General features: G+C 70.1%; 10 protein-coding genes. 5 read left to right on the forward strand and 5 right to left on the reverse strand.

Translation table 11 applies throughout. The annotated features are described in order from the left end of the window. Positions 1–89: 89 nt before the first annotated feature. A complete protein-coding gene (locus HJ588_RS18990) occupies positions 90–599 on the forward strand; it encodes a flavin reductase family protein (RefSeq protein ID WP_212755376.1) in 510 nt (169 codons plus the stop codon). Then, positions 596–1684 carry a dimethylsulfone monooxygenase SfnG gene (gene sfnG / locus HJ588_RS09650; protein ID WP_212755379.1) on the forward strand — a complete coding sequence of 363 codons (1089 nt, stop codon included), beginning with the start codon at positions 596–598 and terminating at the stop codon, positions 1682–1684. The genes HJ588_RS18990 and sfnG overlap by 4 nt, the downstream gene beginning before the upstream one ends. Before the next feature lie 60 nt (positions 1685–1744). On the opposite strand, the gene HJ588_RS09655 is transcribed toward sfnG, so the two are convergent. Next, positions 1745–6427, reverse strand: coding sequence for an ATP-dependent helicase (locus tag HJ588_RS09655; protein WP_171154373.1), 4683 nt, complete (start codon positions 6425–6427; stop codon positions 1745–1747). 217 nt (positions 6428–6644) lie between these two features. Here HJ588_RS09655 and HJ588_RS09660 point away from each other — a divergent pair, with 217 nt between their 5' ends. Then, positions 6645–6878 carry a DUF3046 domain-containing protein gene (locus HJ588_RS09660; protein ID WP_171154375.1) on the forward strand — a complete coding sequence of 78 codons (234 nt, stop codon included), beginning with the start codon at positions 6645–6647 and terminating at the stop codon, positions 6876–6878. Positions 6879–7017: 139 nt separating this feature from the next. After that, entirely contained in the window at positions 7018–7602 is a 585-nt protein-coding gene (locus tag HJ588_RS09665; protein WP_171154377.1) for a TetR/AcrR family transcriptional regulator, read from the forward strand. 49 nt (positions 7603–7651) lie between these two features. On the opposite strand, the gene HJ588_RS09670 is transcribed toward HJ588_RS09665, so the two are convergent. From HJ588_RS09670 to HJ588_RS19975, 4 genes are all read right to left on the reverse strand, one after another. Further along, positions 7652–8626, reverse strand: coding sequence for an NAD(P)H-quinone oxidoreductase (locus HJ588_RS09670; protein WP_171154379.1), 975 nt, complete (start codon positions 8624–8626; stop codon positions 7652–7654). Positions 8627–8670: 44 nt separating this feature from the next. Beyond that, positions 8671–10251 (reverse strand): succinic semialdehyde dehydrogenase, encoded by a 1581-nt coding sequence (locus tag HJ588_RS09675; RefSeq protein ID WP_171154381.1) that lies wholly within the window; start codon positions 10249–10251, stop codon positions 8671–8673. Then, positions 10248–11150 carry an acetoacetate decarboxylase family protein gene (locus HJ588_RS09680; protein ID WP_171154383.1) on the reverse strand — a complete coding sequence of 301 codons (903 nt, stop codon included), beginning with the start codon at positions 11148–11150 and terminating at the stop codon, positions 10248–10250. The genes HJ588_RS09675 and HJ588_RS09680 overlap by 4 nt, the downstream gene beginning before the upstream one ends. 189 nt (positions 11151–11339) lie before the next feature. Beyond that, positions 11340–13058: an alpha/beta hydrolase fold domain-containing protein gene (locus tag HJ588_RS19975; RefSeq protein ID WP_343036653.1), complete on the reverse strand. Its 1719-nt coding sequence runs from the start codon at positions 13056–13058 to the stop codon at positions 11340–11342. Positions 13059–13223: 165 nt separating this feature from the next. On the opposite strand from HJ588_RS19975, the gene HJ588_RS20185 reads away from it, so the two are divergent. Beyond that, a complete protein-coding gene (locus HJ588_RS20185; RefSeq protein WP_212755381.1) occupies positions 13224–14522 on the forward strand; it encodes a DUF2000 family protein in 1299 nt (432 codons plus the stop codon). Positions 14523–14734 lie beyond the last annotated feature (212 nt).

The following is a 14734-nucleotide window of genomic DNA, read 5'->3' on the forward strand; positions in this document are numbered from 1 at the left end:
TCCTCGATCTTGCAATCCGGACAGGGGTTACATCGCGTTATGTGATTGATAACCTCACGGCATTCTGTTCGGTATCGAGGAGGTGTCCGGTGAGCCTGGTGCAGGAAGTCCCCGACCTGCGTGACACGTTCCGTGACGCGGTCTCCAGCACCTGGGTGGTGACCAGTGCCGCGGACGAGGTGCCGGCCGGTTTCACCGCGATCTCGGTGGTGTCGGTGTCGGTCGCGCCGCCGCTGGTGTCGTTCAACCTGAGCAAGGCGTCGTCGAGCCGGCCGATCGTCGAACGGGCCGGCCGGGTGGCCCTGCACCTGCTGGGCGAGGAGCAGGAGCATCTCGCCCGCCGGTTCGCCGGCGACCGAGCGCAGCGTTTTGCCCCGGACCGCGAATGGCATTGGCATGCGGACGGATTGCCCGCGCTCAGTGCTTCGGTATGCCGGCTCGGCGCGCGCGTCGTGTCGCTCGTCGACGCCGGCGACAGTCTCGTGGTGCTGGCCGAGGTGGAGTCGCAGGTCGCCTCGGGCGGCCGGCCGCTCCTGCACCACCGCGGTGCCTACCACTTCGTCCCGACCGCCCTACCGGCCGAGGAGGCCAGCAGATGAGTGACCTGAAGTTCGCCTACTGGGTGCCCAACGTCTCCGGCGGCCTGGTGATCAGCAAACTGCCGCAACGCACCAGCCACAGCCCGGCATACAACATCGACCTGGCGAAGGCTGCCGAGGAGCACGGCTTCGAATACGCCCTGACGCAGGTGCGTTACCTCGCGTCGTACGGCGCCGACGCGCAGCACGAATCGACGTCGTTCTCCCAGCTCCTGCTGGCGCACACCGAGCGCCTCAAGGTCATCGCGGCGGTCCACCCCGGTTTCTGGCAGCCGGCCGTGCTGGCCAAGCTCGCCGCCACCGCTCAGGAGTGGAGTGGCAATCGCTTTGCGCTCAACGTCGTATCCGGTTGGTTCAAAAAGGAATTCACCAATCTCGGCGAGCCGTGGCTGGACCACGAGGAGCGCTACCGCCGGTCGGAGGAGTTCATCGAGGTGCTCAAGGGCGCCTGGACCACCGACGACCTCACCTTCCGCGGCGACTTCTACCGCACCCGGGATCTGACCTTCCGCCCGCAGCCGCCGGTGCCTCCGGAGGTCTTCCAGGGTGGCAACTCCACCTCGGCCCGGCGCATGGGCGGCCGGCTGTCGGACTGGTACTTCATGAACGGTGGCACGGTCGACGCGATCGCCGAGCAGGTCCGCGAAGTCGAGAGCTACGGGCGCGAATTCGGCCGTCGGCCTCGTTTCGGGCTCAACGGTTTCGCCGTGGTGCGCGACACCGAGGAGGAGGCGCGCCAGGTGGTGCAGGACATCATCGACCACGCCGACGCGGACAAGGTGCGCGACTTCGGCGAGGCGGTGAAGGCTGCCGGCAGGGCCACTGCGGACGGCAAGGGCATGTGGGCGGGCTCGGACTTCTCGGACCTGGTGCAGTACAACGACGGATTCAAGACCGGTCTCGTGGGCACGGCCGAACAGGTCGCCCAGCGCATCGTGGACTACAAGCGGGTCGGCGTCGACCTGCTGCTGCTCGGTTTCCTGCACGTGCGCGAGGAGGTCGAGCGCTTCGGCACGCAGGTGATCCCGTTGGTGCGCGAACTGGAGGCCTCGGACCGCGCGGTGCGGGACGCGACACCGGCCTGATCGGCCAGGGCGGCCTGGAGGCTGACAGCCGAGCGTTCAGGGAACGTTCGGCGGGGACGTTTAGCGACGGAGGCGCAGGCCTCGGGTGGTCGGGTGAAAACCGTTGTCGGACAACGACTTCAGCAGTGGATGGTCCGACCGAAGCGCCGGGGAACCGTTCACGGTCTCCACGGTGAGACCGCGCAGCGCCGGTGCACCCCGCGCAGCGGACGTGCCGGTCACCGCCGCAGCCAGTGCGCGGGCGGCGGCGTCGAGCGTCACCGGATCGTCGTCGAAGGTCAGCACGGTCTTGCCGCCTCGCTCGACGTAGAGGACGAGCGCGCCGTCGACGAGCACGACCATCGCGCCCGCGCGGCGGCCGGGGCGGTGTTGCTGGTCGTCCGGGCGGACCGGCCAGGGCAGTGCCGCGCCGAACGGGTTTGCCGGGTCGGCCGCGGCGAGCACCACCGCGTCGAGCGTCTCGGGCGGCGGCACGTCCCACGGATTGCGCGGTGTGGCAATGGCTTTGCCGCTGGCGCGCAGCCGGTCGACGGCGCCCGCGCCGCCGAACTGTGCCGCGCCGAGACCCTCCACGAAGTAGCCGCGCCGCACGCGGCCGGACTCCTCCGCAGCGGCGAGCACTCGGTAGACGCCGGCGAAGCCGCCGGGCACACCCTCGGCCTGCACGGCGCCGCGCGTGACGATGCCGTGCCGGTCGAGCAGCACCTCCGCCTGGGCGAAAGCCCTTGCGGTGACGTCACTTTCGACCACCGGCAGCAGCGCCCAGCGCCCCGTCGCAGTGGGTGGCCCGTTGCGGGAGGGCATCGCCGGGCGGGCGGATCGACCCAGGCCACCGATCCCGGGGCGCCCGTGTCGAGACTGCCGCGGACCGGCTGATCGGGTCTTGTGGGCGGTGCGGCCACCGGCGAGCAGGGCGCGCACCGGCCCGAAGGTGTCGCCGCTGACCCGGCCCGACCAGACGAGATCCCAGAGCGCAGAGAGCATTTCGTCGTCGGCGACGCGTTCGCCACCGGCGTGCACCGCGTCGCTGAGGGCACGGAAGAAGTAGGCGCCACCGCCGTCGAGAGCGGTCAGCAGGTCGCGGTGCAGCGGGGTGAGGTCGACGGTCTCGTCCGGAGGGGCGAGTGTCAGCGGCGCGGTGTCGGCGACGTGCAGCGACACCCAACCGTCGTCGCCGGGCAGGGCGGCGTGCCCCTGCCAGACGACCTCACCGCTCGCCATGAGTTCGTCCAGCATCCCGGGGCTGTATGACGCGACCCGCGTCGGCAGCACCAGCGACTCCAGGGCGCTGGCCGGCACCCGCGCCCCGGCCAGTTGCTCGACGGCGCGCAGCAATCCGTCGATCCCGCGCAGTTTGCCGCCGACGCCCTGCCACTGGGGGAGGAATGCCACCAGATCGCGCGGTGGCACCGGCTCGACCTCGGCGCGCAGCGACGCCAGGGAGCGGCGCTTGATCGTGCGCAGCACCTCGGGGTCGCAGTAGTCGATGCCGTGGACGCCGCCGCCGAGTTCGGCGGGCAGGAACTCGCCCTCCACCAGGCGGCCGGCCGCGACCAGACGGCGGAGCGTGTCGTGCGCGACCGCGCGACCGACCCCGAGGGCGCGGGCGGCGGCGACGTCGGGGAACGGGCCGTGGGTGCGCGCATGGCGCGCGACCAGGTCGCCGAGCGGGTCGTCGGCGGGCTCGAGGAAGGCTGCCGGCACACCGGGCGGCACCGCGACTCCGAGGGCGTCGCGCAGGCGGGCGGCGTCCTCGACCGCGGCGTAGCGGATGGCGTCGTCCCAGCGCAGCTCGATCAGCCGCCGGGCCTCCACGAGTTGACCGAGCCAGCCGGACACCTGGCTCCGCACCTCCTCCCGCGTGCGGTCGGTGACCTGCTCGAGGGTGAGTGGGCCGAGCACCCGCACCAGGTCGGCGACGTCCTCGGCGTCGCGCGCCTGCCGTTCTTCGGTGAGCCGCTGCAGCCCGGCTTCGGTCTGCGAAATCACTTGGGCGTCAAGGAGTTCGCGCAGGGAGGCGCCTTCCCCAGTGCCGAGGAGGTCGGCCAGGAGAGAGGGGTCGAGGGACAGCGCGGCAGCGCGACGCTCGGCGAGCGGGGAGTCGCCCTCGTAGAGGAACTGTGCGACATACCCGAAGAGCAGGCTGGTCGCGAAGGGCGACGGTGAGTCGGTGTCGACCTGCACCACCCGGATGCGACGCGCCGCGACGTCCCGCATGAGCTGGGTCAGCCCGGGCACGTCGAAGACGTCCTGCAGACACTCGCGCACCGCTTCGAGCACGATCGGGAACGACGGGTAGCGCGAGGCGACCTCGAGCAGTTGCGCCGACCTCTGGCGCTGCTGCCAGAGCGCCTGCCGGCGACCCGGGTTGCGGCGTGGCAGCAGCAGCGCGCGGGCCGCGCATTCGCGGAATCGCGATGCGAACAAAGCAGATCCGCCGATCTCGGCGGTGACGATCTCGGTGACCTCGTCGGCGTCGACCAGCACCTGGTCCAGCAGGTCCGGCGACTGCGCGAGGTCTCCGTCGCCGAGATCGGGTAGCCGAAGCACGATGCCGTCGTCACCGTGCATCGCCTGCACGTCGACGCCGAACTTCTCGCGCATGCGGGCCGCGATGGCGAGCGCCCAGGGTGCGTGCACCGGCGCGCCGTACGACGAATGGACGACGACCCGCCAGTCGCCGAGTTCGTCGCGGAAGCGTTCGACCACGATCGCCTTGTCGTGCGGCACCTGACCGGTCGCCTCGCGCTGCTCGCGCAGATAGGCGAGCAGGTTGTCCGCCGCCCACTCGTCGAGGCCGGTCGCGCGCACGCGGGCGTGGGCGGCGTCTTCCTCGGCGGCGACCAGCTCGCGCACGAAAGCGCCTACGGCAGAGCCCAATTCGACCGGGCGGCCGGGGGAGTCGCCGCGCCAGAACGGCAGCCGGCCGGGTTGCCCGGGCGCCGGGGAGACCAGCACCTGGTCGTGGGTGATGTCCTCGATGCGCCAGCTGCTCGTGCCCAGTGTGAAGATGTCGCCGACGCGCGACTCGTAGACCATCTCCTCGTCGAGTTCGCCGACGCGGCGGCCGGGCCCTTCACCGGATGCGAGGAACACGCCATACAGCCCACGGTCGGGGATGGTGCCACCGCTGGTCACCGCGAGTCGTTGCGCGCCGCGGCGGCCGGTGAGCGTGTCGGTGATGCGGTCCCACACGATGCGCGGCCGCAGCTCGGCGAACTCGTCGGACGGGTAGCGGCCGGCGAGCATGTCGAGCACCGACTCCAGCACGGTGCGGGGCAGGCTGGCGAACGACGCCGTGCGCTGCACGAGTTGCTGCAGGTCGTCGACCGTCCAGTCGTCCATGGCGCACATCGCGACGACGTGCTGCGCCAGCACGTCGACCGGATTGCTCGGCACCGCAAGGGATTCGATCAAACCCGAGCGCATGCGGTCGACCACGACGGAGGTCTGCACCAGGTCCCCGCGGAACTTCGGGAAGAGCACACCGTGCGACACCGCACCGACCTGGTGACCGGCGCGGCCGACGCGCTGCAGTCCGCTCGCGACACTCGGCGGCGACTCGACCTGGATGACGAGGTCGACCGCTCCCATGTCGATGCCGAGCTCGAGTGAGCTGGTGGCCACGACCGCCGGAAGGCGGCCCGACTTCAGTGCATCCTCGATGTCGGCGCGCTGGTCCTTGCTGACCGAGCCGTGGTGCGCTCGGGCCAATACCGCTGGTGCGCCACCGGATTGGCCGGCCTGTCCCATGAGTTGGGCGGGTGGCGCGGTGCTGGTTGCTGCGTCGGTGGGAGGCGCGTCGAGCTGCTGCCGGTCGGCCCAGATCTCGTTGAGCCGGGCGGTGAGTCGCTCGGCGAGCCGGCGCGAGTTGGCGAAGACGATCGTCGAGCGGTGCTCGGCGATGAGGTCGACGATGCGTTCCTCGACGTGCGGCCAGATCGACGACCGCTCGACCGGGCCGGCCGCCGGTCCGGTGAGATCGTCGGTGACCCGGCCGAGCTCGGTCAGGTCCGGCACTGGGACCACGACGTCGAGCTGCCACGACTTGTCGGCCCGTGGCTGCACGGTGGTGACCGGGCGGCCACCGGCGAGGAACCGGGCGACCTCCTCGACCGGGCGGACGGTGGCCGACAGCCCGATGCGCTGCGCAGGCTTGGGCAGGATCGCGTCGAGCCGCTCGAGGGAGAGCGCCAGGTGCGCGCCGCGTTTGGTGCCGGCGACCGCGTGTACCTCGTCGACGATGACCGTCTCGACGCCGGCGAGCGCCTCGCGGCCTGCGGAGGTGAGGAGCAGGAAGAGCGACTCCGGGGTGGTGATCAGCACGTTGCTCGGCCGGCGGGCGAAGCTCCGGCGGTCGGCGGCCGGGGTGTCGCCGGACCGCACCGCGACACTCACGTCGGGCGCGGGCAGGTCGAGTCGCTGCGCCGCGTGCCCGATGCCGACGAGCGGCGAGCGCAGGTTGCGTTCGACGTCGACGGCGAGCGCCTTCATCGGTGAGATGTAGAGCACCCGGCAGCGCTTCATCGGGTCGTCGGGCACCGGCTCGCGGGCCATGGAGTCGATCGCCCAGAGGAACGCCGACAGCGTCTTGCCCGAACCGGTGGGCGCCACCACCAGCGTGTGCTCGCCGCTGCTGATCGCGCGCCAGGCGCCGTCCTGGGCGGCCGTGGGCGCGCTGAAGGACCCCTCGAACCACGCGCGGGTGGCAGGGGAGAAGCGCTGCAGGACGTCATCGGGCATGTAGCACTAGCTTCGCACCGAGCACCGACAGCCGCTCCATCCCGTATGACGGCCGGGGCTGGGGCGTGCAGAAGTCGCGACGGTCGCGGGGTATGCACGCGGAACCGGGCTGGGGCGTGCACAAGTCGCGACGGTTGCGGGCTGTGCACGCGGATGGTTGCGGGTTGTGCGCGGGCGCGATGCGAGCGCCCCAGCCCACGCCGCCTACGCTGGCGAGGTGAAGCTTTCCGAATACCGGCGCCTGATGGCCGACGAGTTCGGCTCGGCATACGCCGGCGTGCTCGGCAGCACCCACGTGCTGCAGGCGCTCGGCGACCGCACCCCGGACGAGGCGCTGGCCGACGGGGTCAAGCCGCGCCAGGTGTGGGAGGCGATCTGCGACGACCTGCAGGTCCCGCCCGAACGCCGCCTCGGCAAGGACCTGCCGATCCGCGAGCGCCGGGACGGCTGAGCGCCTTCACCGCGGCGGTGCATCGAGGCTGGGCGACAGGCCGATCACTTCCTCGGGCGCGACCCGGGGCGCACCGCTGAGGGGGCGTCAGTGACACGTGTTATGTAAGCATCGCATACATAGGCTGTATGCTGGAGAAATGGTGGACAAGCAGCAGGCGAGCTACCACCACGGCGACCTGCCCGCGACGCTGGTGCGGACGGCCGTGGAGATGCTCGACGAGGACGGCGAGGTCGAACTCTCGTTGCGTGCCGTGGCGCGCAAGGCGGGGGTGTCGAGCGCCGCGCCATACCGGCATTTCCCCGACCGCATCTCGCTGCTGTCGGCGGTGGCGGCCGTGGGCTACCAGGAGCTGATGGCCGGGCTCGCCGCCCGGCACCCGCAGCCCGCGTCGACCGCCGACCTGGCCGATCTCGCCGTGGCGTATGTCGAGTTCGCGCTCGACCGGCCGGGGCTGTTCCGGGTGATGTTCGCCGAGGGCTGCGATCGCACCAGCCCCGATCGGGTGGCCGCGGTCGACGCGATCCACGCCTACCTGCGGGAGGCGGTCGGCCGGGTGGTCGAGACCGACGACCCGTCCGCCACCGCCACCGGCATGTGGGCCCTCGTGCACGGGCTGGCCTTCCTCTACCTCGACGGCAAGCTCGACGCGTCGTCGCGCAAGGAGGTCGCCGCGCGCATCCGGCAGACCGTGGTCGCCATGCAGGAGGCCCGGTCGAGGTGACCGGCCCGGCCGGCCAGTCCGGCCAGTCCGGCCAGCCTTGTCGGCGTTGTCAGTTGTCGTCCGGCAGGAGGAGCACCTTGCCGACCGAACCCGCCGAGTCGAGCAGCGCCTGACCCTCGGCGGCGTCGCGCAGCGGCAACTTCGCCGAGATGACCGGACGCACGGATCCGTCTGCGATCAAAGGCCATTCGCCCTCGCAGACCGCCTCGACGATCTCCGCCTTCGAGCCGGGACCAGTGGTCGGCCGGTTGCGCACGTTGGTGCCGATGACACGGGCGCGCTTGCCGATGAGTTCGGCGATGTTGAGCTCGCCGACCAGACCGCCCTGCATGCCGATGATCACCAGCCGGCCGCCCGGCGCGAGAGCCTTCACGTTGGGGCCGAGGTAGCTCGCCGCCATGATGTCCAGGATGACGTCGACCTGCCCGGCCAGCTCCTCGGCGAAGTCCTGCTCGCGGTAGTTGATCACGATGTCCGCGCCCAGCTCGCGACAGCGCTGCGCCTTGTCCTCCGAGCCCACGGTCACCGCGACCTTCGCGCCCAACGCCTTCGCCACCTGTATGGCGTGGGTCCCGATCCCGCCGCCACCGCCGTGCACGAGCAACGTCTCACCCGCGCGCAGGCCGGCCTCGACCACGAGGTTGGACCAGACGGTGCTCGCGACCTCGGGCAGCGCGGCCGCGTCGACGACCGAGACGCCGTCGGGGATCGGGAGGAGCTGACCGACGGGCACGACTGCGAACTGGGCATATCCGCCACCGGCGAGGAGTGCGCAGACCGGGTCGCCGACCGACCAGCCGGTCACGTCGGCACCGACCTTCGCGATGGTGCCGGCGATCTCCAGGCCCATGATGTCGGTGATGCCCGCAGGCGGCGGGTAGAGCCCCAGCCGTTGCATCAGGTCGGCCCGGTTGATGCCGGCGGCCTGCACCTTGACCAGCACCTCGTCCGGGCCGGGCTCGGGAGTCGGCACCTCGGTCAGGCGCAGGTCCTGGGTCTTGTCGTCGACAGTTATCGCTTGCATGAGTTTCCTTCGTGGTCGTGAGGTGTGGTGGATCGGGCCGGCGCTCATTTGACGCCGGGCACGCGTCGCAGCAGGCGGAAGGCCGCCGTGACGACCCGCGCGTAGAGCGCCGGACTGACTCCGTCGGGTGCGCCGACGGGCAGGACGCGTTCGACCGCGATCGTCTGGGCGTCGGTGTACTTGGTGATGCCGTGCTCGCCGTGGCGACTGCCGATGCCGGAGGCCTTCATCCCGCCCATCGGCGCGTCGATCGAGCCCCACGTCGCGGCATACGCGTCGTTGACGTTGACCGTGCCGGCCTGCAGCCGGGCGGCCACCGACCGTCCGCGCTCCGGATCCGACGTCCACACACTGAAATTCAGGCCGTACTCGCTGTCGTTGGCCCGGGCGATCGCTTCCTCCTCGGTCGCGACCCGGTAGAGCGAGACGACCGGCCCGAAGGTCTCGTGCGCGAACACCGTCATCTCTTCGGTGACGTCGGTGAGGATGGTCGGCTCGTAGAAGTGCGGGCCGAGGTCGGGCCGTGGGCGGCCACCGGCGAGCACGGTCGCGCCCTTGTCCTTGGCGTCCTGGACATGGTCGGTCACCGTGCCGAACTGCTTGGCGGAGATCAGCGAGCCGATGTCGCCCGAGTAGTCGAGCGCCGGGGAAAGCGTCAGCGCGCGGGCCGCCTGCGCGAACTTCGCGGTGAACTCCTCCCACAGCGTCGCCGGCAGATAGATGCGCTCGATCGAGATGCACAGCTGGCCGGTGTTGGAGAAGCATGCGCGCACGGCGCCGGCCACGGCGTTGTCGACATCGGCGTCGTCCAGCACGAGCAGGGCGTTCTTGCCGCCCAGCTCCATGGAGCAGTCGATGAGCCGCTCGCCCGCCTGGCCGGCGACGGTGCGGCCGACGGCGGTCGAGCCGGTGAACATCAAGAAGTCCGACTGCTCGATGATCGCGCTGCCGAGCTCGGCCCCGGAGCCGGTGACCACCTGCACCAGACCGGCGGGAAGCCCTGCCTCCTCGAGCAATTCGACCGCCCAGAGTGCGGCAAAGGGCGTTTGCTGGTCGGGCTTGGTGAGCACGGCGTTGCCGGCCATGATCGCCGGGAGAGCGTCGCTGATGCCGAGGGTGAGCGGGTAGTTCCAGGGCGAGATCACCCCGACCAGACCCTTCGGGTGGCGCAGCTCGGTGACCTTGGTCAGCGCGAGCTGCACGCCCTGACGGCGCTTCGGCTGCAGGTAGTCGGCGGCGGTATGCGCGTAGTAGCGCGCGTTGAGGGAGACGTCCATGATCTCCTCGAACGCGTGCCGGCGAGCCTTGCCGTTCTCCAGCTGGATCAGGTCGAGCACCTCGTTCTGCCGCTTCAGCACCAGGTCGTGGAAGCGCAGCATGATGGCGGCGCGATGCTCGAACGACATTGCGGCCCAGGCGGGTTGGACGGCGCGCGCTCGCGAGGCCGCCGCTGCGACGTCATCGGGGGTGCACCGCGGCACCTGCCCGAGATCATCGCCGGTCATGGCGTTGCTGACGACGAGAGCGGGCCGTTCGCCGACGGTCTCCACTCGTGCCACCAGGGAGTCCAGACGCGTCGGATTCACTGATCCAAGAGCTGTTTTCGTCGTGATGGTCGCACTCATGAGCGCGTCGCCACCGAGATCGGTGCGGGCAGGTGCAGCGCGATCTGCACCTCGGTCGCCACCTCGAACTGCAACGGCCGGATGGTCTCCAGCGACCGCAGGTCGTCCGACACGCGGCCGTTGCCGAGCTCGACGTCGACCTTCCGCGGAAGGAGTTGCACGCCGGAGGCGAGCACGTTGGTCTGGCTCAGCGTCGAGAACCAGTCGTCGCCGATCTGGGTGTAGGACGTGAGCGATCCGACCTTGCTCCCGCTGGGGTAGTGCTTCTGCTTCGGGGTGCGCGCCGTCAGCGCGATGTCGGTGCCGCCGGTGTCGTTCGCCACCCGCGCGGAGGTGCGTGCGGCGTCGATGTCGACGTCGAGCTCGGTGACCCACTTGGGGAAGCCGTATCCGTCGTGGCCGCGCACCTGCGCGATCTGGGTGTTCACCGGTAGTGACATCACATACGCGTAGAGGTGGTTGTTGCCCAAAGCCGTTGCCAGGTCGGCAAATCCGACGTGACCGTGCCGCGCCGGACGCACCGCGGCACCGACGGCCGCCTCGGTGTAGAAGTCGATGTCGGCGACGTCGTAACGGAAGAACATCACGAAGGCGAGGCCGATGCCGGGCGCCACCTCGAGCGGGTCCAGCTCGCGGGGGAGGCGCGAGCGGATCGCGCCGGTCTTGGCCAGGTAGGTGAGGCGCGCGGTGGAGTTGCGGTAGTAGAAGTTGGGCGTGAGCGTGGTGCCGATCGGCGACTCCACCACGGTCTTGGGGATGCTCCGGAAGAAGCTCACGTCACTGACACGCGGATCACGCGCGACCTCGTCGAGGTCGGAATTCATCCGGAAACGGTCGTAGTACCCGCCCTTCGGCACCGGAACGGTGTGGGTGCCAAGGGTGACGTCGACGGTGTCCATCGCTGCTCAACTCCTTACATGTTTTCACTGATTACATCGAGCATACTCGCAATGTAATCAGTGTCAACATTGGTGCGTCGTCGCACCCTGACGGTCCGATTCACGTCTGACGGTCGAATGCGACCGTCAGACGTGAATGCGGCCGTCAGACTCGGTGGGAGGCAGTCATCCCGTCGGTCATCCCGGCGGTCAGTTGCCGTTGAGCGCGTCGTGCAGGAAGTCGATCGCGACCTGACGGGCCAGGTTGGCGGCCTTGGTGTCGCGCAGGCTGTCCAGCAGCAGGAAGTCGTGCACCATGCCGGCGACGCGCATCGAGGTGACGTCGACGCCCGCTTCGCGCAGCTTGTTGGCATACTGCTCGCCCTCGTCGCGCAGCACGTCGGCCTCGTCAGTGATCACGAGAGTCCTTGGCAGACCACGCAATTCGTCGAGCGAAGCCTGCAGGGGAGCGGCGTACTTCTCCTTCCGCTTCTCCGGGTCGGTGGTGTAGGCGTCCCAGAACCACTTCATGCCGTCGCGGGTGAGGTAGTAGCCCTCCGCGAACTGCAGGTATGACGGGGTGTCGAAGTCGGCGTTGGTCACCGGGTAGAGCAGCGCCTCCGCCTTGAGGTCGAGGCCGCCGCGGTCCTTGTTCATCAGGGCGAAGACTGCCGACATACATCCGCCGACCGACTCACCGGTGACCGCGAGGCGCGAGGTGTCGATGCCGTACTCCGCACCGTGCTCCGCGACCCACTGACCGACCGCGTAGTTCTGCTCGACCTGGGTTGGGTAGCCCTTCTCCGGGGCGCGGTCGTAGACCGGGAAGATGCCGACCGCGCCGGCGCCGACGGTGAGCTCGCGGAAGAGGCGGTCGTGGGTGTGCTCGTCGCCGAACACCCAGCCCGCGCCGTGGATGTAGAACAGGCCGGGCAGGTCCCCGGTGACGCCCTTGGCCCGGACGATGCGGGTGCGGACGGTGCCCCACTCGCCGGCGTCGACGTCGACCCACTGCTCGTCGACGTCGGGGCGCTCGACGCCCTCACCGCTCTGCAGGTCGGAGAGGATCTTGCGGCCCTCCTCCGGCGGCACCTCGTAGATGCGGGGGTGCGGATCGGTCGCGTCGGCCAGTTCCTTGGCCTCGGGCTCGAGGTAGGGGGTGATCGGAGGGGGAAGCTCGGACATTGTCACTCCTTGTAGGGTCGGACTGCTCTGACGGGATGGGTGCTGCGTCTCGGTCAGTCCGGCGATGATTTGCTTCGCCAGCTGCTCCGAGGATTGGGGGTTCTGGCCGGTGTAGAGGTTGCGGTCGACCACGATGTGCGGTCGCAGGGGGAAGCCCTTGGAGTAGTCCGCACCGGACTCCTTCAGCCGGTCCTCAAGGAGCCACTTCGCTTTCCAGGCAAAGGGATTCAGCCGTTCTTCGCGGTTGGACAGCCCGGTCATCCGGTAGCCCGCGAACGGCCAGGAGCCGTCGGGGTTGCGGGCGGCGAGCGATGCCGCGGGCGCGTGACAGAGCAGTGCGAGCGGGCGACCCGAGGCGAGCCGCGCCGTGAGCAGCGCGCCGGACGTCTCGTCGACCGCGAGGTCCTCCATCGGACCGTGGCCACCGGAGTAGAAGACTAGGTCGTAGTCGGCCTGGTCGACGTCGGAGAGGTTGGCCGGGTGCTCCAGCACCGGCGCCAGGCGCTTGGCCTCGGCACCGATCCTCTTGGTCTTGGCGGGCAGCCCGCCGGAGATGCCGAGGCTGAGCTTGTCGATCACCGGCTGGCGGCCGCCCGGCGTCGCGACCGTGACGTCGAAGCCGGACTCGGTGAAGAGCTCGTAGGGCACCACGAACTCCTCGGCCCACACCCCGGTCGGGTGCAGCGTGCCGTCCCGCAGCGTCCACACGTGTGCAGCGGACAGGACCATGAGGACGGACGTCATGCGGGCTCCTCGGGGAGGTGGGACGACAGCGACGACCGCACTGTGGGCGGTGCTTACATCACGCTAGGCAAGGATGTGAGCATCGTCAACACCGGACCGTAGGTTGGCGCCGTCCGCGTCCGACGTCGACGGCGTAAGCCATTTCCGCCCGATACATTGCCTGGCATGTCGGCTCCAGATCAGGTGCGCGCCTGGGACCCCGGCGTGCCCGGCGTCCGCGAAGTGCTGCACGCGCGGTGGGCCGACCACCACTACCCGGCGCACACCCACGACGCCTGGACCGTGCTGATCGTCGACGACGGCCGCATCGGGTATGACGTCGACCGGCACCGTGACGCGGCCACCGCCGGAGCAGGGGTCACGCTGCTGCCGCCGCACGTGCCGCATGACGGGCATCCGTTGACCGCGGCCGGTTTTCGCAAGCGGGTCGTCTATCTGGAGACCGCCGCACTGCCGGAGCGGCTGATCGGGCGCAGTGTCGACGCACCGCTGGTGCTCGACGACCGGTTGCGCGCACAGGTGTCGGTGCTGGACGACGCGCTCGCGGCGGGGGAGCGGCCGGCCGCGGAGTCCGCGCTCGCCATCGTCGTCGAGCGCCTGGAATGGCACCTGACCGGCCACCCCACGCCGCGCCGGGCGGCACCCGGTCAGCCGGCGTGGCTCGCCCGCCGCGCCCGTGACCTGCTCGATGCCGACCCGATCGATCCGCCCAGCATCACCGAGATCGCGCGGCGGCTGGGGGTGAGTCCGGCATACCTGATCCGAGTGTTCACCCGGGAATTCGCGATACCTCCGCACCGGTACGTCGTCGGGCGGCCGCCTCGATGCCGCCCGTCGACTGCTCCTCGCGGGGCAGCCACCGGCGCAGGTCGCCGTCGCGACCGGCTTCTACGACCAGGCGCACCTGCACCGGCACTTCCGCAAGCTGCTGCGGACCTCTCCGGGTCGCTTCGGGGCGGTTGCCGGCTGAGGTCAGTTTCGTACAAGACCGGTGAATGGGTGCCGAAAGAGCATCGGCTCATGGATCAACCCCAACCCGCTGATCAGCTGACCCCGCCCTTCGCGACCAAGGTCGCCGTCCTCGTGCGCGACGACCTCGCCACCTGGCAGCGACTCAACGTCACCGCGTTCCTCGCCGCCGGGATCGCGGCCGCCTACCCGGCACTGGTCGGTGCGCCGTATGCCGACGCCGACGGCGGCAGCTACCTGCCGTTGCTCGGTATGCCGGTGCTGGTCTTCGAAGGTGGCGCGCACACCCTGGGCAACGCCCGGACCCGCGCGGTCGGCCGCGGCCTACCTGCCGCGATCTTCACCCAGGAGATGTTCGGCACGGGCCACGATACGGCGAATCGCGCTGCCACTGCTGCGGTTCCGGCTGATCAGCTCGACCTGGTCGGCATCGCGGTGCACGGCCCGAAGAACGCGGTCGACAAGATCCTCAAGGGGGCTTACCTGCATCGGTGAGGTCGGTCGGCTGGCCCGTTGCCATAGCCCTTGTCCTGGCCCGCTGTCATGGTCGGGTCAGGGGCACGGTGGGCGACGCGCGAACCGACACGCGCACCGACACGCCGAGCACCCCGGGTTTCGTACGGATGTTCGGGTGCGCGTTAGGCTCGTCCACATGTCCCCGACGGGCAGCTCGCCATCCACAGTGCGTGGATCTCGCACGGTGGGTT

This window comes from Flexivirga aerilata, assembly GCF_013002715.1.
GTDB classification, from domain to species: Bacteria; Actinomycetota; Actinomycetes; order Actinomycetales; family Dermatophilaceae; genus Flexivirga; species Flexivirga aerilata.